The sequence below is a fragment of the Burkholderia sp. Bp9031 genome (assembly GCF_003857965.1).
Lineage (GTDB): Bacteria > Pseudomonadota > Gammaproteobacteria > Burkholderiales > Burkholderiaceae > Burkholderia > Burkholderia ambifaria_A.
In genome coordinates, this window is sequence record NZ_QTPW01000004.1 from 104,857 (window position 1) to 124,060 (window position 19,204).

Here is a 19,204-nt window from a genome sequence, read left to right on the forward strand (position 1 = left end):
CTTCTCTGCCATGACGACCCTCGCTTCCGATTCGCTCGATATCCTCCACGTGAGCAAGCGCTATGCGCAACGCGGCACATCGCTCGCCGTGCTCGACGACGTGTCGCTGCACGTGCGTGCCGGCGAGTTCGTCACGATCGTCGGCGCGAGCGGCTGCGGCAAGTCGACCTTGCTGCGGCTGATCGCCGGGCTCGATACCGACTACGCGGGCGAGATCCGCGCCGGGGACGAATGGGTGCGCGACACGTCACTGCAGCGCGGGATCGTGTTCCAGGATCACCGGCTGTTCCCGTGGCTGACGGTCGCGCAGAACGTCGAGGCCGCGCTGCGCAACGCGCCGCTCGATGCGGCTGCCAAGCGGCGCGCGGTGGCCGAGCACATCGCACTCGTCGGGTTGAACGGCTTCGAGCATGCGTACCCGAACCAGCTGTCGGGCGGGATGGCGCAGCGCGTCGCGATCGCGCGCGGGCTCGTGAACCGGCCGCGCGTGCTGCTGCTCGACGAACCGTTCGGTGCACTCGATGCACAGACCCGAGCGCGGATGCAGAACGAACTGCTGCGCATCTGGGAGCAGGAGCGCATCACGATGGTGCTCGTCACGCACGATGTCGACGAGGCCGTGTATCTCGGCGATCGCGTCGTCACGATGGCGCCGCGCCCGGGGCGCATCGAGCGTATCGTCGATGTCGCGCTGCCTCGGCCGCGCCGGCGCGACTCACCGGAATTCGCGCGGCTGCGCGACACGGTGCTCGCCGACTTCGACGATCGCGAACCGCCCGGAGGCAGCGGCAGCGACAGCGGCGGCGCGAAACACGTCGATGCGTCCGATGCGCACCGGATCGGCGCATGGCGGCTCGCGTGGTAACGCCATGACGCGGCCGGCCCGATGCCGCTCGCGAATCGCTCAGCATGACGATACATATCGATCATCACGGCGCACGCTAAGGTTGTGACGATTCATCGGTTCCGGTTTCGCGCGCGCCCTGTTTGAATGGAGACTCGACCGACCCGACCCAGGAGACTCCCGATGTCCGACGTCCAGCACGCCGCCCACCCGTCATCGCATGCTTCGCACACCGCCGCGCCGCGCACGGCCGCCGTTCCGCTTCAGCTTCGCCAGGTCGCCGGCCGGATCGGCGCCGAGATCGCCGGTGTCCGACTGTCGAGCACGCTCGACGACGCGACGTTCGACGCGATCCAGGCCGCGCTGCTGCGCCACAAGGTATTGTTCTTCCGCAACCAGGGCCATCTCGACGACACCGCTCAGGAAGCATTCGCGCGTCGCTTCGGCCACACCGTCGCGCATCCGACCGTACCGTCCGTCGACGGCAGCGCGCACCTGCTCGAACTCGACTCCGCGCACGGCGCGCGCGCCAATTCGTGGCACACCGACGTGACGTTCGTCGACGCGTACCCGAAGGTGTCGATCCTGCGCGCAGTCGTGATTCCGCCGTTCGGCGGCGACACCGTGTGGGCCAACACGGCGGCCGCCTATTCGCATCTGCCGGAGCCGCTGCGTGCGCTCGCCGACACGCTGTGGGCAGTGCACACGAACGCCTACGACTACGCGTCGACGCACGTGCACGCCGACGACACGCAACTGAAGCGCTACCGCGAGGTGTTCACGTCGACCGTCTACGAAACCGAGCACCCGGTCGTGCGCGTGCATCCGGAGACCGGCGAGCGCACGCTCGTGCTCGGACACTTCGTGCAGAAGCTCAAGGGATTGTCGTCGCAGGATTCCGCGCATCTGCTGCAGGTATTCCACGAACACGTGACGCGCCTCGAGAACACCGTGCGCTGGAGCTGGCAGCAAGGCGACGTCGCGATCTGGGACAACCGCGCGACGCAGCACTATGCGATCAACGACTACGGCGATGCACGCCGCGTCGTGCGTCGCGCAACCGTCCACGGCGACGTGCCGGTCGGCATCGACGGCCGCCGCAGCGTCGTGCTGAAGGGGCCGGGCGCGACGCTGCAATGACGTTCGCCGCGCACGGTGGTAGCGTCAGCCGCCGCCGTGCGCGCCGCCACGCCTGCATTCCCGCATTCCCGACCGGAGGATCCGATCATGACCTTCCCGCTACCGGGTCAGCGCATTCATGCGCAACGATGTCGCCGCCCGTCCGTCTCGTTCACTTCCGCCAGGAGCGTCGCATGAGCGCACTACCCGAACCCGCCGCCCAGCCGGTCGACGTGATCCCGCTGTCCGCCCACATCGGCGCGGAGATTCGCGGCATCGACCTCACCCAACCGTTGACCACGCTGCAGATCGCCGCAATTCGCGCCGCGCTGCTGAAATGGCGCGTGATCTTCTTCCGCGAACAATTCCTCACGCACGAGCAGCACGTTGCGTTTTCCGCGCAGTTCGGCGAGCCGACCGTCGGCCACCCGGTGTTCGGCCACGTCGAAGGTCATCCGGCCGTCTATTCGATCGCGAAGCATCGCAAGGCGACGCGTTTCGAAGGCGAGCCGGTGCGCCGGCCGTGGACGGGCTGGCACACCGACGTGACCGCCGCCGTCAATCCGCCGTGGGCGTCGATCCTGCGCGGCGTGACGATCCCGCCGTACGGCGGCGACACGTACTGGACCAACCTCGTGCGTGCATACGAAACGCTGTCCGCGCCGCTGCGCCGCTTCGTCGACGGGTTGCGCGGCATCCATCGCTTCACGCCGCCGGCCGGTGCGCGCGCGACCGGCGCGTTCGACGAAGCTGTCGAGCGCCGCCCGCTCGTGACCGAGCATCCGCTGGTGCGCGTGCATCCGGAAACCGACGAACGTGCGCTGTACGTGAGCCCGAGTTTCCTGAAGTCGATCGTCGGGCTGACGCCGCGCGAGAGCCAGGCCCTGCTCGAACTGCTGTGGGAACACGTGACGCGGCCGGAATTCACGATCCGCTTCAAGTGGGAACCGCGCAGCATCGCGTTCTGGGACAACCGCACGACCGCGCATCTCGCGCCGGTCGACATCTTCGACCTCGACTTCGATCGCCAGCTCTACCGGACGACGCTCGTCGGCGACGTGCCGGTCGGCCCCGACGGCCGGGCATCCGTCGCGCTCGAAGGCTCGTCGGTCGAGGCAGCGGGCGCAGTCGCACTGAACTGACCATCGCTTCGATAGCCGGCGCGCCCGCACGCGCCGGCTGCCCTGCTTCAATCCAGCCACACGCCGTCGAACCGGTGTCCGCCGAGCGGCGAGAACGTCAGCCCGTGCACACGCTTCGAGACCGGCAGCGACACGATAGACGTCGCGATCGGCGTGAACGGCACCTGATCCTTGAACACGACCTGCGCCTGCTCGTAAAGCGACGTGCGTTTCGCGACGTCCGCGTTCGAGCGCGCCGCGCTGACGAGCCGCTCGAAATCCGCGTTGCACCACTTCGCGAGATTGCTGCCGTGCACTGCATCGCAGCCGAGCAGCGTGCCGAGCCAGTTGTCGGGGTCGCCGTTGTCTCCGGACCAGCCGTACAGGATCGCGTCGTGCTGCCCGTCGCGTTTCGCGCGGCGATTGTATTCGCCCCACTCGTAGCTGACGATCTTCGCGCGCACGCCGATCTTCGCCCAGTCCTGCTGGATCAGTTGCGCCATCAGCTGCGCGTTCGGGTTGTACGGTCGCTGCACCGGCATCGCCCACAGCGTCAGGTCGAAGCCGTTCGGGAACCCCGCTTGCGCGAGCAACGCCTTCGCGGCGGCCGGATCGCGCGGGGCGTCTTTCAGGCGGGGGTTGTACGACCATTGCGCGGGCGGCATCGGGTTCGTCGCAATCGTCGCATCGCCGTTGAACACGGTCTTGACGATCGCCGTCTTGTCGACCGCGATGTCGAGCGCGCGCCGCACGTCGACGCGATCGAGCGGCGGATGCTGCGTGTTGTACGCGACGAAGCCGACGTTGAAGCCCGTCCCCGAAAACAGCGTCAGCTTCGAATCGCGCCGCACGGTCTCGAGATCGGCCGGCCGCGGGAACACCGACACCTGGCACTCGCCAGCCGTGAGCTTCTGCAGGCGCGCGGCCGGATCGGGCGTGATCGCGAACACGAGATGCGCGAGCTTCACGTCGTCCGGTTTCCAGTAATCGGAGTTCGCGTCGTAGCGGATCACCGCGTCCTTCTGGTACGCACGCAGCTGGAACGGCCCGGTGCCGACCGGGAACTGGTTGATGTCGGCCTCGCGATGGCGTGCCGCCAGCTGCGACGCATATTCTGCCGACAGGACCGACGCGAACGCCATCGCGAGATTGCGCACGAACACGACGTCGGGCGATTTCAGAACGAAGCGCACGGTATCGTCGTCGATTTTTTCGATGCGCTCGATATTGCGGTCGAAACCGAGATCGCTGAAATACGGGAAGCTGACCGGGTATGCCTTGCGGAACGGATCGTCGGGATCGAGCATCCGGCGAAACGTGAACATGACGTCGTCCGCCTGGAACGGACGCGTCGGCTTGAACCACGCGGTCGTCTGGAACTTCACGCCGCGCCGCAAGTGGAACGTGTAGACGCGCTGGTCGGACGACACGTCCCAGCTCGTCGCGAGCGACGGTACGAGATCGAGCGTGCCGCGCTTGAACTGCACGAGCCCGTTGTAGATCGTGTACGTGCTCGCGTCGAAATCGGTGCTGGTCGTGTGCTGGCCCGGATCGAAGCCGGCCGGGCTACCCTCGCTGCAGTACACGAGCGTCTTGCCGGCCGGTACCGCGAATGCGTGCGTGAGCGCGCCGGCGAATAGCAGCGACGCGGCCATGCCGCGCAACGCCACGACGGCAACGGACGTGCGCCGCGCGCGATGCGCGGCGGATGAGGAGAATGGAATCTTCATGGTGGTGGTCGAGGAAGGACTGTCATGCAAATGACGACTGCCGATCTTCGCGCGCCACCCGCCGATCGCTTACCAATTAATTCCGCGTTGCTTATCGCGGCGGATACATCTCGCTGCCACTGCATCGAAATGTTCATGCGAGCGCCGCGGACATGCCGGCGAACACCGCAGCGGCGGCCCACCCTGCGTCGCACATCGACACCCTTCGTCCGGCACCGCGCGCCGCCTTCCGGCCCCCTGCAGGTTCTCGGGAATTGGCGCATCGTATCGGTTGGCCGACGCCAGCACCGGCGCGCGGGGATCCGCCCGGCGCGCGTTCCGGCACGGCGCGCCAGCCCGCGCGCCGCCCCTTCCTGGAGGACCCACGATGTCGATCAGCCCTGATACGCCCTCTCGCCCCGTAAAGTCGCCGGGCCCCGATCATCCGATCACGATCGAACCGCATCCGTCGCGCGTCGTGGTCAAGGTGGCCGGCAAGACCGTCGCCGACACGCGCCACGCGCTGGCGCTGCGCGAAGCCAGCTATCCGGCCGTGCTCTACATTCCGCGCGAAGACGCCGACATGTCGCTGCTGCAACGCACCGACCATGCGACGTACTGCCCGTACAAGGGCGATTGCGCGTACTACTCGATCCCCGCCGGCGGCGAACGCTCGATCAACGCGGTGTGGACGTACGAGCATCCGTACCCGGCCGTCGAATCGATCCGCGCGCATCTCGCGTTCTATCCGGACCGCGTCGACTCGATCGAGGAAAGCCCGCTCGGCACCGATTGAGCGCATCGGCGCCCTGCCGGCCTGTCGTTCGCGTATCGTCCGGGCGCTGATTTGCATATGCGGATTCATTGGTTGGCCGCCGGCCCGCGCGGCCGTATCGTCGTGAATCCGGCGCGGGCCGGCCGGTCGCGCGCCTCGCCCGCATCCGGCCGTGTCCTGCGCCGATCGCGCCGCAAGCGCGACCCGTGAACCCGCCAGCAGGACGCCTCGATGAACGACACACCGCACGCAGACCTTGAAACGACCCCGGCAAACCCGCGCCGCCGCCATTGGCTGCACGGCGCGGCCGCCGGGCTGGCCGGGCTCGCGCTCGGCCCGCTCGCGGGCCTGCCCGCACGGGCCCAGGGCAGCGACAAGCGGCTGCGCATCGGCTTCCAGAAGTACGGAAACTTCGTCGTGCTCAAGGCGCGCGGCACGCTCGAGAAGCGGCTCGCAAGCCAGGGCGTGGCGGTGCAATGGCTCGAGTTCCCGGCCGGCCCGCAATTGCTCGAAGGGCTGAACGCCGGCGCGATCGACGTCGGCACGGTCGGCGAGACACCGCCGATCTTCGCGCAGGCCGCAGGCGTCGATTTCGTCTATATCGGCAACGAACCGCCCGCACCGCACGGCGAGGCGATCGTCGTGCTGCCCGATTCACCGATCCGCACCGTCGCGCAGTTGCGCGGCAAGAAGGTCGTGCTCAACAAGGGCTCGAACGTCCACTACCTGCTCGTGAAGGCGCTCGAACATGCGGGCCTCACGTATGCCGACATCCAGCCGATCTACCTGACGCCCGCCGACGCGCGCGCCGCATTCGTGCAGCGCAGCGTCGATGCGTGGGTGATCTGGGATCCGTATCTGGCGGCCGCCGAACGGCAGCTCGGCGCGCGCGTGGTCGCGAACGGCGACGGACTCGTGCGCAACACGCAGTACTACCTCGCCGCGCGCAAGTATGCGGCCGCGCAGCCGCAGGTGCTGCGCACGCTGCTCGAGGAAGTCGACGCGGTCGATCGCTGGGGACGCGACCACATTCCGGAAGTCGCCGCGCAACTGTCGCCGCTCGTCGGCCTCGACGCGCCGACGCTCGAAGTCGCGCTCAAGCGGACCGGCTACGGCGTGCAGCCCGTTACCGATGCGACGCTCGCCTACCAGCAGAACATCGCCGACGCGTTCAGCACGCTGAAGCTGATTCCCGGCAAGGTGACGGTCGCCAACGCGCGCTGACGCACCGCTGCCGCGACGCGTTACGGCTCACGCGTCGCGCCGATCCGCCGCCATTCGTCGTAATCGGTGACGAGGCCCGCGCCGTCGATCGCGATGTCGGCCGCATACGTGCCGCTCTCGTAGCGGTACACGCGCTGCGCGGTGCGCGCATAGCGCTGCTCGCCACGCACGATCTCGAACTCCGGAAAACGCAGCCATGCGGTATGGATGACGACCGACGCGCCGACTTCAAGTCCGAGACGCCGGATCGGCAGCGTATTGGTCGACGGGCTGAAGCCGAGATCGATGTCGGTCGCACCCGCGAGTGCCGGCGCGTCGGCGCCGCCGACCGTCCAGCGCCCCGCTTCACATTCGATCTCGAGCTGCCTGGGCGGCGCCGCGCCGAGCCAGTGCGTCACGCGCGCCGAGCGTGTCAGCCAGTCGGCGCCGCACACGATCGCATAGTCGACGCGAAACGGCGTGCCGTCGATCGCGCCCGCGACCGCCCCCGACAGATCGATGCCCGCGCGCGTCTCGACGAGCCTGCACCATTCGGCCGCCTGCCAGGTCTGCGTGATCTGCCATGCGACGCACCGCGTATGCGCCGCTTCGTCCGGTTGCGCCATGTCGCCGTCTCCTGTCGATCGGGTGAGTCACGCGCGCCGCATCACCACGCGTGCCGATAGATCGCGAGCGCGTCGGCTTCCGTCACTTCGCGCGGATTGTTCACGAGCAGGCGCGTCTGCAACATCGCATCCGACGCCATCCTCGGCAGGTCGCCCTCGCCGATGCCGACCTCGCGCAGCATGCGCGGAATGCCCGTCGCGACGATCAGGCGATCGATCTCGTCGATCAACGCCTGCGTCCTCGCTTCGTCGCTGCCCGTCGCCGACGGCGCGACGATCGCCGCGAGCTCCGCATACAGCGGCGCGGCGGCCGGTGCGTTGAAGCGCAACACGTGCGGCAGCACGAGCGCGTTCGACAACCCGTGCGGCACGTGGAAGATGCCGCCGACCGGATAGGCCAGCGCATGCACGGCCGCGACCGGCGCGTTCGCGAATGCCTGGCCCGCGAACATCGCGCCGACCAGCATCGCTTCGCGCGCATGGCGATCGCGGCCGTCGTCGCAGGCCTTCAGCAGGTTGCGCGACAGCAGCGTCAACGCCTGCGCGGCCAGCATGTCGGACACCGGGTTCTTCAGCCGCGACGACGTATAGGCCTCGATCGCATGCACCATCGCGTCGATGCCCGTCGCGGCCGTTGCCGCGCGCGGCAGCCCGAGCGTCAGCGCCGCGTCGAGGATCGCGACGTCCGCGAACAGGTGCGGCGACACGACGCCCATCTTGCGCGCCTCGCCGACCGTGACGATCGACACGGCCGTCACTTCGGAGCCGGTGCCGGCCGTGGTCGGCATCTGCACGAGCGGCAGCCGCGACGTGGCGACCTTGTCGACACCGTACATGTCGGCCAGCGCCTGCCGCCCCGGCGCGAGCACCGCGATCAGCTTCGCGACGTCCATCGACGAACCGCCGCCGAGGCCGAGCACGATCTCGGCGTCGGCCGCCACCGCCCGCGCGGTCGCTTCGAGCACCACGTGCTCGGGCGGATCGGCTATCACGTCGTCGATCACGGTCACCTGCCAGCCGTGCGCGGCCAGGCTCTCGAGCGCAGGCGCAAGCACGCCGCTGCGATGCAGGAACGCGTCGGTGACGACGCACAGCCGCACGAGCGCCGGAAAGCGTTCGCGCAACAGCGCGCCGAGCCGGCGCGCGGCGCCGAATTCGACGATCTGCGTCGGAACGGTACGGAACTGAAACGGGTTCATCGAGTGCCTCCCGGTGGCGTCGCCGTGCCGGTGTCCGGCTGCACCATGTAGCGCGTCACGTCGCGGCGATCGAGCAACGGAATGATCGCGCCGACACCGATCCGCTGGAAATGCGGCGTTTCCCGATGCACGTCGAGGCCGTCGGCATCGCGGTAACGCTCGAGGATCACGATGTGATCCGGGTCGACCGGCGACCGGAAATACGCGTAGTCGAGGTTTTTCGGCTCGGCGCGCGTGGCCGGCGCGAGTTCCGCGAGCAGTTCAATCACGCGCTCGCCGTTGCCGGGTTTCGCGAAGTAATGCGCGATGACCTGCAGGTAAGGTTCATTCATGCTGCGCTCCGTATTCGCCGGTGACCCGCCGACGGGTCGTCATTCCACAATGCGCGGTCGCTCATCGATACCGCGCATCGAACATGGCGGCCGGCTGCCCGACACGGCGCCGACGCCTCGACGTCGCATTGTATTGAATCGGCGCAATCGGCGCAGCGTGTGCAGCGCACCGTCGCGCGCCCCGCGGCTCCGGCCGCTACCACGGCACCGTGCGCCCCTGGTAGTCGAGGTATTCGAGCCCCGCGCGCCGCTGCTTCCCGATCAGCACGTTCACGAGACTCGGCACGCTTTCGTCGATCGTCAGCCGCGCATCGGGCCCGCCGAGCTCCGTGCGGACCCAGCCCGGCGCCATCAGCACCATCGCGCGCGGCGTGCCGGCCTGGCGCGCCGCGAAACTGCGCATGAACTGGTTCAGCGCGGCCTTGCTGCCGCGATAGACCTCGCGCATGCCGCTGACGTTGTTCGCGACACTGCCCTGCCCCGACGACATCGCGCCGATCAGGCCGTCCGCGGTCACGAGATCCTGCAACGCCTCGATCACGCGCATCGGCGCCAGCGCATTCGTGATCATCACGCGCACGAACTCGTCGGTCGTGACTTCGCCGATCGTTTCGTTCGGATCGTTGGTCGTGCCGGCATTCACGAACAGCATGTCGAAGCGCCGGCCCGCCAGGCGTGCGCGCAACGCGGCCAGTTGCGCCGGCTCGCAGATGTCGAGCGTGTCGATCTCGAGCCGCCCGTCGAAGCGCTCGGCGAGCGCGTGCAGCTTCGTGCGCCCCGATCCGGCGCGCACGGTGCCGGTGACATGCCAGCCCTTGTTCAGGAATTGCTCCGCCATCGCGAGCCCGAGGCCGCGCGAGGCCGCGACGAGCAGGATCGAGGGCGTCCTGGCGTTCGATACAGTCGATTGCATGGGTTCCACCTTTGCCGAAGTCCATCATCCAGCCACTATAGGTGCGCACCATCCAGTGCACCAGACGCACCGAATTCAATCGATAGTTGCATCAAACGCCATGCCATGCGGCGCGATGTCGTATGCTGTCCGGATGGAAGACATCGACCTGAACCTCGTCACCGCGCTCGATGTGCTGCTGACCGAAGGGAGCGTGACCGGGGCTGCGCGCCGGCTCGGACTGAGCACCTCCGCGATGAGCCGCACGCTCACGCGGCTGCGCACCGCGACCGGCGATCAACTGCTCGTGCGTGCCGGGCGCAAGCTCGTGCCGACACCGCACGCGACGGCATTGCGCGATCGCGTGCATGCCATCGCGTGCGACGCGCGCGCCGTGCTTCGGCCGGCAACGGCCGAGATCGACATGACGACACGCTCGTCCACGTTCACCCTCCGCGCGGCGGCGTCGTTCATGGACATGCTCGCCGGCCCGGTGGTCGCCGCGATCGGCGACATCGCACCCGGCGTACGCGTGCGTTTCGTCCCCAAGCCCGACCGCGATCCGGGGCCGCTGCGCGACGGCACGGTCGACCTGGAAATCGGCAAGCGCGGCGACGACGCCCCCGAGCTGCACACGCGCGAGCTCTTTCACGACGGGCACGTCGCGGTGGCGCGCGCCGGGCATCCGCTGTTCGCGGCGGCCAGGATCACGCCCGCGCGCTACGCCGCCTGCCGTCAGGTGATCGCATCGCAGCTCGGCGATTTCGGCGGGCCGGCGGACGATCCGGCCGGCATGCTCGCCCCCGCTCATGCCGTGCAGGTCGTGGTGCCCGGCTATCCCGATGCGATGCGCGTCGCGGCCGGCACCGACCTGATTGCGCTCGTGCCGCGCTCGAGCCTCGGCAACGCATTCACGCCGGGGCTCGTGGACGCACTGGGGCTGCGCAGCTTCGCAATACCGGTCCGGCTGCCCGAGATCCTGATCTCCGCACTGTGGCATCCGCGCATGCATGGGGACGCCGTGCATCGGCGTCTGCGCGATGTCGTCATCGACGTGTGCAGGCGCGCGTATCCGACAGCCCGCGCACCGCGCCGCGCGCGCTGACGAACCGCTACGGCGCCGCGCGTTCGACGGCACGGATCCGGCACCGCTTTCCCGAATCCCGACTATTGCAGCGCACCCGGGCGGCGCCGGTGGGCCCTTCGGCTAAAATGCCGCACTTTCCACCTTGTCCGGCCCGCTCGCCATGCAATCCGCTTCCCCCGCCCGATCTGCCGCCCACGGCGCCGCCGACGCAGATTCGTCGCACGGCCTCGTCTATGGCCCCAATGACCGGCCCGCGCCGATGGTCGCGTTCGTCGCCGCGCTGCAGCATCTGCTGGCGATCATCGTGCCGATCGTCACGCCCGGGCTGCTGATCTGCCAGGCGCTCGGCGTATCGAGCCGGGATACGACCCTTATCGTATCGATGTCGCTCGTGATTTCGGGCATTGCCACGTTCGTGCAGTGCAAGCGCTTCGGCCCGCTCGGCGCCGGCCTGCTGATCGTGCAGGGCACCAGCTTCAACTTCGTCGGCCCGCTGATCGCCGGCGGCAGCGTGATGGTCAAGCAAGGCACGCCGGTCGAGACCGTGATGGCCGCGATCTTCGGCGTCGTGATCGCCGGCTCGTTCGTCGAGATGGGCGTGTCGCGCATCCTGCCGTTCGTGAAGCGCCTGATCACGCCGCTCGTCACCGGCATCGTCGTGCTGCTGATCGGCCTCACGCTGATCAAGGTCGGCCTCATCAGCATGGGCGGCGGCTACGGCGCGATGGCCAACGGCACGTTCGCGAGCGCCCAGAACCTGACGCTGTCGTGCCTCGTGCTCGGCACGATCATCCTGCTGAACCGCGTGCCGATCGTGTGGGTGCGCAGCACCGCGCTCGTGATCGCCCTCGTGATCGGCTATGCCGCGGCCGCGGTGCTCGGCCGCCTCGACTTCACCGGCGTGCACCAGGCCGCGCTGTTCCAGGTCCCGACGCCGCTGCACTTCGGCATCGGCTTCTCGTGGTCGCTGTTCGTGCCGATGCTGATCATCTACCTCGTCACGTCGCTCGAAGCGATCGGCGACGTCACCGCCACCAGCAAGATCTCGAAGGAGCCGGTCGAAGGGCCGGTGTGGATGCAGCGAATCAAGGGCGGCGTGCTCGTGAACGGCGCGAACTCGCTGCTGGCCGGCGTGTTCAACACGTTCCCGAGCTCCGTGTTCGCACAGAACAACGGCGTGATCCAGATCACCGGCGTCGCGAGCCGCTACGTCGGCATCTGGATCGCGGGCATGCTCGTGGTGCTCGGCCTGTTCCCGGTCGTCGCCGGCGCGCTGCAGGCCGTGCCGGAGCCCGTGCTCGGCGGTGCGGCGATGGTGATGTTCGGCGCGGTGGCCGCATCGGGCATCAACATCCTGTCCGGCATCCCGCTCGATCGCCGCGCGCTGCTGATCATCGCGGTGTCGCTCGCGCTCGGTCTCGGCGTGTCGCAAGTGCCGGACATTCTGAACAGCCTGCCGCATGCGCTGAAGAACGTGCTGGAATCGGGTGTCGCGACGGGCGGCATCTGCGCGCTCGTGATGAACTGGTTCCTGCCGGAACAGAAGTAACGCCACGGATTCCATGACGACGCGGCCCCACGGACGGGCCGCGTCGCTACGGACGATACTGACTTGGCCAGACACCCGCCGCTCGGTAGAATCGTTTTCATGCCACAAGCACCCGCCTCCACGAGCGTCCCGCAAACCGGCGCCGTTCCAATCAAGGAACGCGCAACCGTCGTCTGCTACCGCGAAGAACGGGTCTTGCTCGTGGCGCGCGCATCGTCGCGCTGGGCGCTGCCCGGCGGCACGATCAAGCGCGGCGAAACGCCGCTCGAGGCCGCGCATCGGGAACTGCAGGAAGAGACCGGCATGGCCGGCCAGACGCTCGTCTACTCGATGCAGTTCACCGGGCTCGCGAAGGTGCATCACGTGTTCTTCGCCGCAGTCGGTCCGGACCAGGCGCCGCAACCCAACAACGAGATCGAGAAGTGCAAGTGGTTTCGCATCGACAGCGTCGATGAACTGCGCGCGAGCATCCCGACGAAGCGCATCGTCGAACTCGTCTACCGGCACGAACTCCGCAAGTAGGTAGACGCCCCACCCCCACCGGCTCGCACGAGCCGATATCATGCGCCCACGGTCCGTCGTCGCGTTCCCTTCCGAGCGAGCTGCAGATGAACAGTGCGTACACCTACCGCGGATACACCATCGACGTCCGCTGCGAATTCCGGCTCGATCTGCCGCGCAACCCCGCGCCGCCGCTCGACGCGCTGCGGTTCGGGTTCGTCGCGATCGTGCAGGTGCGCGCGGCCGGCAATGCGCGGCGTCTGCTCGCACCGGTCCGCCTCGCGGGCGATGGCGGCCGCCTGTTCGACGACACCCTCGATGCGTTGCGCGCGGGCCGGGCGGCCGGCGAAATCATCGTCGACGATCTGTTGGTCGATGCGAGTCCGGCCAAAGGGCGAGCGCATCCCTGAGCCATCCATCGGCCCAGGACGGTTTTTTGCGGATCGACTGCGCGCCGGCACTCAGTGCAGGCGCTTTCTTCGCAGTTCGTGCGTGGAATAGACGACGAGGAAGATTCCCAGCATCGCGACGCCGGATGCCATGAAGTCGTTCGCGGTTCCCGCGCTGTTCAGCGCCTTCGGGAAGATCCCGAGACTCAGTCCTGCGGCAGCCAGGAGCACGCCTGCCGCCACACCCCACACCGGTCCGGTAGTTTTTTCGATTGTGTTTTTCATACAGCACCCGTCTGCAGTCATTGCCTGAACGGTGTCGGCGCATGCCGCCGCGTCTCTCGTTCGTTCTTCGACTATAGCGGGGAAATAACCGGCGCGAATTCGGGGCTTTTACCAATCAAGTTTTGGATTCCACGGTGTTTGAACCGGACTATTTCCTGCGTCAAGGCCAATACCCACTATCCCGCCGCATGAATGCCTTTCTGCAATCGCGATGTCGTTCGGACGGTCGTCCGCCGAGCGGCAGAACCAGGCGCAACTCGCCATTGTGATTCCTCACTGTCATCTTCAGGATCCCGGGGAGGCGGAACGTTGTTCGGATTTCGTGAAACAACGCTCCGCGCAGTCGCGAATCCCCCCGGATCAACGCAGACCGCGACTGCCTGGCAGCTGTCAGCTTTGCGCGGGTGGCAACAGCTTCTGGTCGATCATCGACTGGAGCGCAGCTTGAAACGCGTCGCGTGTGTCGACCGCCGCGTTGAAGCCGGCCTTTCTGAGCTTGATCGTGCTCACGAAGGCGACAGGCCCCGCTGGCGCACCGTACGCAAACGCGAAATCGGCATGCTGATCGCCCGGTGCGACGAATGACCGCAAATCAGCACTCTTCAGCCCGTACTTCCTGACGATATCCTGCCAAACATCGGCGTTCTGCCGGATGTACGCGGCCAGACTCGCAGGTGCGTCCGCTCCCACGGTAACGCCCAGGGTCTTTGCCATCGCCGGCCAAACGCTTCGCCACTCGAACACGTCGCCATTGGTGACGTTGAAGGTCTCGTCGACAGCCGCCTTCGCCTCTGCCGACCACACCATGACTTCGCCGACCAGGTCCGCATCCGCCATCTCCCAGACAAACGAAGGACCACCGGGGAAGCTGAACGGCTCCCCTTTTTCTCGGCGAATCGCAGCGTAGACACCGATGGCCGGAAGGACATTGAGGGCGCCGGGTGTTTTGCCCGTCACCAACTGAGGACGAAGGACGGTATAGGCAAATCCATGGCGAGCCCCGGCTTCGCGTAGGTAGTCCTCCTGATCGAAAAAGAAGTTTGCGTGGCTATCGCGCGGATCGCTTTCGCGTGCCGGAATCGCGATCGGATGGAGATGCACGCCGTAGGCTTTCGTCCCCTGCAGGATCGACACGTGCTTGAGCGGCGCCTTTGCCGCTATCAACGACTCGACGGCGTTGCGCAACATCGCGTTGTTGGTCTTGATCTGTTCGGCGTTGGACCAGCCTCCGATCAGGTCGTCGGCGCTTTCCGAGAGGGCGGCATAAGCGACATGCGTGACATTGCCGAGGTGCGCCATGGCTTCGCGAACGGAAGACGCATCGCGCAGATCCGCCGCAACGAAATCGAAGCTTCGGCCGCTGGGCAACTCCGGCTTGCGCCTCGAAGTGCCTGCGACGTCCCAGCCGGCGTCAAGAAAAGCTTCGATCGCCGCTACGCCGATAAGGCCGCTTGCGCCGACAACCAGAACCTGGTTTTTCATAATACGTACCTTTCTCCGTATGAGGGGTAATGACTGCACTCTGCACGCGAGGATCGCGCGCCAACTTGAAATTCCCGGCCATCTGCGGGCCGGGTGCGAGCGAGATCTCGGCACGTAGCTCGCGCCCTTCCGGTACAGGACAGGCGGGTGCGACGCAGCCGAGCAATACCGATTGAATGTGCCGAAACAGCACGGACGCTATTGGGAAATCAGTCTTGCGGGACTAATGCAGTTACGCGGTGAATGCCACGCTGCACCGCTTCCAGCGTGATGGGTACTCGCACACTGTTGGGCGTTGAAAATACAAAAACTCTCGGCATCAGTTTTCCTTGCTATCCGGTGGAAAAGAAGTGCTCCGTCTGATGCTCCATTTGGCCTATTCCGCCGCGATTGTGGTAGGCAGGAATCGGTGATATCGTTCATTCCAAAGAGGAATAGCAATGAACCGATTCGCGGCTATGGAAGCCTTTGTGCGCGTCGTCGACACGGGATCGTTTTCGGCGGCGGCACGGCAACTTGGAATTGGCCAACCGGCTGTGTCCAAGGCTGTCGCGCAGTTGGAGGTGCGGCTCGGCGTGCGTCTTCTGCTCAGATCGACGCATGGTCTTGCCCCGACGGAATCGGGGCAAAATTTTTACGAGCATGCAAAGCGGGCACTTGAGGAGGCGGAAGAGGCAGACTTGGCCGCCCGCGGTGCAAGTGCGACGCTATCGGGCAGATTGAGGATCTGTGCCGCCGTGACGTTCGCCCGCCTTCACGTCGTGCCGCATCTGCCGGCCTTTCTCGACCAACATCCTTCGCTGGATCTTCATGTGGTCCTGGACGACCGCAACGTGGATCTCATCGAGGCCGGCATCGACATCGCGTTACGCATGGGCGATCTCCCGGACTCAACCCTGACCGCCCGCAAACTGGGACGCGGGCGTCGGGTGCTCCTGGCCACCCCATCCTACTTTGCACACGCTGGACAACCGCAAACACCGGACGATCTCGCCACGCACCGGGCCGTGATTTACGATCAGCGTGGCGGCGGCGCGACGTGGGTTTTCAAGCGCGGCGCAGAAGAAAAGTCGATCGTCGCAAGAGGACGCGTCCACATGACAGCGGCCGAAGGGGTGCGGGAAGCGGTGTTCGCCGACCTGGGCATCACTGTTGCGTCGGAATGGATGTTCGCCCCGGAACTTCGCTCCGGGAAGGTCGTGGAAGCACTTGCGGACTGGGCATTGCCCGATATCGATCTTTGGGCCGTGTTTCCGACAGGCCGCCAAGCAAGTATGAAGGCGCGTGCCTTCGCAAACTTCATAGAGACCCGGCTGTTCGGCAAGGCGGTGATTGAGTAACCGATCTGCTCTATATGGCCAGCTCCGCCGGACACGAAAAGAGCGGCGGACCGGGAGGCATCCGGAATTCTGTGCGTGAGGCGGTTCAGGACTCAGACCTCGACGTTGAATCGCTCCCGGTAAAGCAGCGCGAACCGAGTCATCGCACTTTCCTCGATGACAACTTGCCGCGCGGGAACAATTCAGCGCCCTGTCGTCGCCGCCAATTTTGAGAACCACCCCGTCACATGATCCGCCGGCATCGAGCACCAGCATAATGCCGGGTTGATCGGGGCTCCCACGTCCAACAACGGAGCTCAGGCAGAAGGCGCGATGGTAGCCGTGGATTTTGGCAGTGCGCTTCTCTGCGACGGGGAAGATCGGGTCCCGGATTAGCGATCCATAAGCAAAAATCCAGACGTTACTCCGGTCGACTCCCGCATTCAGCCCCCATCCCCCGATGAACTGTTGTCGCGTCGCTTCTGATCGTCTCGACAGCAAACGAGATGGCAACAACTCGCTCAACGCCCCTGCAGGAATCGAAGACGCCCTCTGGGCCACCAAGCCTCGCATACGAGCGGCCGTCTCAAGTCGAATTGCGTGCCTCGGTGATACGTATGTCCCCGCTCTACGCCTCGACTTGCAGCTCAAGGCATGACCACAGTTTGCTCATCCGCATCAAAACGGCATCCCGACTTTCAATGCGTCACACCATTCGGAAAGCGAACGGGTTAACCATGATCGCTCATCGAAAAACGCCGTGCTAACTTCCACGATCATGTGACTTGATCGTTTGACAATATTGATTTCGTAAGCACACCACTTCACCGGAAACCTCAGCGAATGGCTCCAGGTCTGCCGCTTCCGGAAACTTGCCACGGATCACCGAGAGGTCGCGACAACCGCGGGAAGAACGCCGCGGTCCATCGACTGGCGTGAAAGGAATCTACGGCACAACGCCACGCCACACATAGTCACTTGATCAAGTCAAACATTCAATTTAACGTCTGACACCACCCGAATCAGCAAGTGACGCCGCTTCTGATTTATCCGTCCACGCAACTTCGAGGCAAACATGAACGCAAATATTCAGAACATTCAGGACACTCTCCCCACCGTCCCCAAGCAGACCAGCGCACAAGAGATCGTGTCGCTGATGAATCAATACGGCGGAGTCCGCATCAAGGATTATCTGACCCAGGAGCAAGTCGCGAACATCAATCGCGAGGTCGATGGTCCGCTCGAGCGGCTCCGCGAGGGGTCGTCGCACGAAAACGAACTGATCAAGGAGTTCCACGGCACCTATACCAAGCGCCTGACGAACATGGTCACGCACAGCAGGACTTTTGGGGACGTGCTGGACGACGAACTCTTTCACGAACTCGGCGAGGTGCTCTACCGTGAAGAGTCCGGCGATTGGTGGCTTTCGACCGCACAGGTCATCGACATCGGCCCGGGCAACACAGCGCAAATGCTGCATCGCGATGTCGGCAATTTTCCGCCCCTGTGCGCGCTCGGAATCAACGGGCCTACGGTGTTTACCAACCTCATGATTGCGCTGACGCGCTTCACCGCGGAAAACGGTGCCACCCGAATTATCCCGGGGAGCCAAAACTGGGACGAGGACTACTTCGACAGCAAGGGTACGCCCGAGATGACCATTGCTGCCGAGATGGACGCCGGCGACGCTTTGCTGTTCAGCGGAAAAGTGATCCACGGTGGCGGCGCGAATGTAACGAAGAGCGAGCGCCGGCGCGGGCTCACGATTCCGATGCAACCGTCCTACCTGACTCCGGAGGAAGCGTATCCCTTCATCGTCGACATGGACATCGTGCGACGCCTGTCACACCGCGTTCAGCGAATCATCGGCTTCCGCTCGCAATACCCCGCTGGCACGCCGGGCCTGTGGCAAGTCGACTACGACGATATCGCAACGCACCTCGGCCTTTAAGCCAGGAACAGAGGCCTGCCTCGATCCGGGATGCGGCAATGGCCTCCCGGATCCAGTCATGCACATTCGAAGGCCACGGCAGTATCACCACCAGCGAGACAACCCTTGAAGATTGACCTGACGAATCGCATTGCGATCGTGACCGGCGCGGGCGCTGGTCTCGGGCGCGAGCATGCGCGGCTGCTTGCCCGGCTGAGGGCAAAGGTCGTGGTCAACGATCTGGGCAGCGACGTAAACGGCAGAGGCGGCTCCGCCACAGCCGCCCAGCGACTCGTCGACGAGATCGTCGCTGCCGGCGGCAAAGCGGTCGCGAGCAGCGCATCGGTTACCGATTCCGAACAGGTCGCCTCCATGAATGCGCAGGAGCAATCCGATGCATGAAGCGTTCGAGGTGATGGCAGGCAAAACCCGCTTCGATCTGAACAGCTACACGGCTGACGGGCAGCGCCATGCAAGCGCCCCACTTGTTCTGTCCCGCCTATCTGCCCTCGTCAGCAAGGCGCCGGGCGTATCCGATTGGCCCTCCATTGATCGGCCTTCGATCAATGCATTTGCCGACTTCACGAGCGACTGCCAATCGAATGCGGGCATTGCACGCCGTTCCGGGGATGTTCCCCAAATCTCGATTTTCGAATGCACCTCATCCAATACAGGAGCGTGATCATGGTGAAGCGTTTATTTGTCGTACTCTCGCTTATCGCCGGGATACTTTTTGTTTTAAGCCCGGGATTCATGGTTCTGTACCACATCGAGCATTACGACTCGACCCAATAGGGTTCGCGTGGAAAGTTCGAAAATGCCGGCGTAGCCTTGCGGGCGGA

19 protein-coding genes and 2 pseudogenes are annotated in these 19,204 nt (G+C 65.6%); 13 read left to right on the forward strand and 8 right to left on the reverse strand.

Annotated elements, in window-relative coordinates; all coding sequences use genetic code 11:
• The first annotated feature begins 10 nt into the window (after window positions 1-10).
• The 3 genes from DIE15_RS07160 (at window position 11) to DIE15_RS07170 (ending at window position 3,105) form a co-directional block, all read left to right on the forward strand.
• Window positions 11-865: an ABC transporter ATP-binding protein gene (locus DIE15_RS07160; protein ID WP_057923854.1), complete on the forward strand. Its 855-nt coding sequence runs from the start codon at window positions 11-13 to the stop codon at window positions 863-865.
• Window positions 866-1,027: 162 nt separating this feature from the next.
• On the forward strand, window positions 1,028-1,984 hold the full coding sequence (locus DIE15_RS07165; protein WP_057923855.1) for a TauD/TfdA family dioxygenase: 957 nt from the start codon (window positions 1,028-1,030) through the stop codon (window positions 1,982-1,984).
• A 173-nt stretch (window positions 1,985-2,157) separates the two neighbouring features.
• Window positions 2,158-3,105, forward strand: a complete 948-nt coding sequence (locus tag DIE15_RS07170) for a TauD/TfdA family dioxygenase (RefSeq protein WP_124832778.1) — start codon at window positions 2,158-2,160, stop codon at window positions 3,103-3,105.
• A 47-nt stretch (window positions 3,106-3,152) separates the two neighbouring features.
• Here DIE15_RS07170 and DIE15_RS07175 read toward each other — a convergent pair whose 3' ends face one another.
• On the reverse strand, window positions 3,153-4,814 hold the full coding sequence (locus DIE15_RS07175) for an ABC transporter substrate-binding protein (protein WP_124832779.1): 1,662 nt from the start codon (window positions 4,812-4,814) through the stop codon (window positions 3,153-3,155).
• 367 nt (window positions 4,815-5,181) lie between these two features.
• Between DIE15_RS07175 and DIE15_RS07180 the strand changes: the two genes are divergently transcribed.
• A complete protein-coding gene (locus DIE15_RS07180) occupies window positions 5,182-5,589 on the forward strand; it encodes a DUF427 domain-containing protein (RefSeq protein ID WP_057923858.1) in 408 nt (135 codons plus the stop codon).
• Between the two features lie 210 nt (window positions 5,590-5,799).
• Window positions 5,800-6,792 (forward strand): sulfonate ABC transporter substrate-binding protein, encoded by a 993-nt coding sequence (locus tag DIE15_RS07185; RefSeq protein ID WP_057923859.1) that lies wholly within the window; start codon window positions 5,800-5,802, stop codon window positions 6,790-6,792.
• Between the two features lie 20 nt (window positions 6,793-6,812).
• Here the strand turns inward: DIE15_RS07185 and DIE15_RS07190 are convergent, their stop codons facing one another.
• The 4 genes from DIE15_RS07190 to DIE15_RS07205 all read right to left on the reverse strand — a co-directional run bounded on the left by DIE15_RS07190 (window position 6,813) and on the right by DIE15_RS07205 (window position 9,841).
• Entirely contained in the window at window positions 6,813-7,397 is a 585-nt protein-coding gene (locus DIE15_RS07190; protein WP_057923860.1) for a putative glycolipid-binding domain-containing protein, read from the reverse strand.
• A gap of 41 nt (window positions 7,398-7,438) precedes the next feature.
• Entirely contained in the window at window positions 7,439-8,596 is a 1,158-nt protein-coding gene (locus tag DIE15_RS07195) for an iron-containing alcohol dehydrogenase (protein ID WP_124832780.1), read from the reverse strand.
• On the reverse strand, window positions 8,593-8,928 hold the full coding sequence (locus DIE15_RS07200; RefSeq protein ID WP_057923862.1) for a putative quinol monooxygenase: 336 nt from the start codon (window positions 8,926-8,928) through the stop codon (window positions 8,593-8,595). Before DIE15_RS07200 ends, DIE15_RS07195 begins: the two co-directional genes overlap by 4 nt.
• A gap of 196 nt (window positions 8,929-9,124) precedes the next feature.
• On the reverse strand, window positions 9,125-9,841 hold the full coding sequence (locus DIE15_RS07205) for an SDR family oxidoreductase (RefSeq protein ID WP_124832781.1): 717 nt from the start codon (window positions 9,839-9,841) through the stop codon (window positions 9,125-9,127).
• 133 nt (window positions 9,842-9,974) lie between these two features.
• Here DIE15_RS07205 and DIE15_RS07210 point away from each other — a divergent pair, with 133 nt between their 5' ends.
• The 4 genes from DIE15_RS07210 (at window position 9,975) to DIE15_RS07225 (ending at window position 13,367) form a co-directional block, all read left to right on the forward strand.
• Window positions 9,975-10,925 (forward strand): LysR family transcriptional regulator, encoded by a 951-nt coding sequence (locus DIE15_RS07210; RefSeq protein WP_124832886.1) that lies wholly within the window; start codon window positions 9,975-9,977, stop codon window positions 10,923-10,925.
• Between the two features lie 142 nt (window positions 10,926-11,067).
• Entirely contained in the window at window positions 11,068-12,456 is a 1,389-nt protein-coding gene (locus DIE15_RS07215; protein WP_124832782.1) for a nucleobase:cation symporter-2 family protein, read from the forward strand.
• A 99-nt stretch (window positions 12,457-12,555) separates the two neighbouring features.
• Window positions 12,556-12,978: an NUDIX hydrolase gene (locus DIE15_RS07220; protein WP_057923865.1), complete on the forward strand. Its 423-nt coding sequence runs from the start codon at window positions 12,556-12,558 to the stop codon at window positions 12,976-12,978.
• A gap of 86 nt (window positions 12,979-13,064) precedes the next feature.
• A complete protein-coding gene (locus DIE15_RS07225) occupies window positions 13,065-13,367 on the forward strand; it encodes a hydrogenase maturation factor (protein WP_124832783.1) in 303 nt (100 codons plus the stop codon).
• A 51-nt stretch (window positions 13,368-13,418) separates the two neighbouring features.
• Here the strand turns inward: DIE15_RS07225 and DIE15_RS07230 are convergent, their stop codons facing one another.
• Complete coding sequence (locus tag DIE15_RS07230; RefSeq protein ID WP_124832784.1) at window positions 13,419-13,631, reverse strand: hypothetical protein; 213 nt, start codon at window positions 13,629-13,631, stop codon at window positions 13,419-13,421.
• A 390-nt stretch (window positions 13,632-14,021) separates the two neighbouring features.
• Window positions 14,022-15,113 carry an SDR family oxidoreductase gene (locus DIE15_RS07235; protein WP_124832785.1) on the reverse strand — a complete coding sequence of 364 codons (1,092 nt, stop codon included), beginning with the start codon at window positions 15,111-15,113 and terminating at the stop codon, window positions 14,022-14,024.
• Window positions 15,114-15,553: 440 nt separating this feature from the next.
• On the opposite strand from DIE15_RS07235, the gene DIE15_RS07240 reads away from it, so the two are divergent.
• Window positions 15,554-16,453, forward strand: a complete 900-nt coding sequence (locus tag DIE15_RS07240) for a LysR family transcriptional regulator (protein ID WP_124832786.1) — start codon at window positions 15,554-15,556, stop codon at window positions 16,451-16,453.
• Between the two features lie 207 nt (window positions 16,454-16,660).
• Here DIE15_RS07240 and DIE15_RS38120 read toward each other — a convergent pair.
• Window positions 16,661-17,005 (reverse strand): annotated as a pseudogene (locus DIE15_RS38120) (gamma-glutamylcyclotransferase); the annotation flags it as partial.
• A gap of 502 nt (window positions 17,006-17,507) precedes the next feature.
• Here DIE15_RS38120 and DIE15_RS07250 point away from each other — a divergent pair.
• The 3 genes and pseudogenes from DIE15_RS07250 to DIE15_RS07260 all read left to right on the forward strand — a co-directional run bounded on the left by DIE15_RS07250 (window position 17,508) and on the right by DIE15_RS07260 (window position 19,044).
• Entirely contained in the window at window positions 17,508-18,383 is an 876-nt protein-coding gene (locus tag DIE15_RS07250; protein ID WP_124832787.1) for a phytanoyl-CoA dioxygenase family protein, read from the forward strand.
• A 105-nt stretch (window positions 18,384-18,488) separates the two neighbouring features.
• Window positions 18,489-18,746 (forward strand): annotated as a pseudogene (locus DIE15_RS07255) (SDR family NAD(P)-dependent oxidoreductase); the annotation flags it as partial.
• A gap of 10 nt (window positions 18,747-18,756) precedes the next feature.
• Entirely contained in the window at window positions 18,757-19,044 is a 288-nt protein-coding gene (locus DIE15_RS07260) for a hypothetical protein (RefSeq protein WP_124832788.1), read from the forward strand.
• Window positions 19,045-19,204 lie beyond the last annotated feature (160 nt).